We start from the raw sequence: 250 nt of genomic DNA, 5'->3' as shown, positions 1-250 counted from the left end.
AAAAAAGGTTCATCGCGGATTAGCGGGAACGAATGAGGTGGCGGCGAGTGATCCGAGTTAAGTTGTTTGTGCGACCAAGCAACCAGACAAGGACACCGCCGCCATGCTCGATGCTACGATCCCCGGCTTTTGCTGGGAAGGCTTTTTGCCTGCCCGATGCACTCAACTCGCTGATTCGCACTGCCTGATTGAGCTGATTCCCGACCCTGACAGGCCTCCCCGGTGTCAGCATTGCCGCCAACCCTGCCAG

General features: G+C 57.6%; 1 protein-coding gene. It reads right to left on the bottom strand.

The features are described 5' to 3' along the window. Positions 1 to 19: 19 nt before the first annotated feature. Positions 20 to 250, bottom strand: a 231-nt coding sequence (locus MWU49_RS17680; protein WP_246975048.1) for a hypothetical protein, incomplete at its 5' end; no start/stop codon positions are given.

This window comes from Alcanivorax sp. S6407 (genome assembly GCF_023016115.1).
In the GTDB taxonomy this organism is placed as follows: Bacteria; Pseudomonadota; Gammaproteobacteria; order Pseudomonadales; family Alcanivoracaceae; genus Alcanivorax.
Note: the sequence above shows the minus strand (reverse complement) of the source record. Positions and strands in the feature narration are given on the sequence as shown.